Source organism: Vagococcus sp. AM17-17, assembly GCF_003471765.1.
GTDB classification, from domain to species: domain Bacteria; phylum Bacillota; class Bacilli; order Lactobacillales; family Vagococcaceae; genus Vagococcus; species Vagococcus teuberi.
Map to the genome: position 1 here is coordinate 1 of NZ_QRJY01000049.1, position 289 is coordinate 289.

A 289-nucleotide genomic window follows, 5' to 3' on the forward strand; every position below is an offset into this window, starting at 1 on the left:
AAACTAAAAAGCTTCCTAGACCCTAAATTCTAACGTTTGAACTCTTACCAACAGTAGTTGACAAAGAGCCAGAATTTCTTCCCTCACTTAGAATGTATGAATTAGGATTCTTTTAACCATATTAAAGTCATAAAGCGTAATGCCTATGGCATGAGAAGTTTTTATAATTTTAAGCTACGACTATCAATTTGTTTAAAGAAGTCTGCTTTCAAATCACCAAAAAAGATCTAGAAAACTAAAAAGTTTTCTAGATCCTAAATTCTAACGTTTGAACTTTTACCAACACTAG

1 pseudogene is annotated in these 289 nt (G+C 31.1%); it reads left to right on the forward strand.

The window, feature by feature from the left end:
- Positions 1-114: 114 nt before the first annotated feature.
- Positions 115-231: pseudogene (locus DW196_RS11205) on the forward strand (transposase); the annotation flags it as partial.
- Positions 232-289 lie beyond the last annotated feature (58 nt).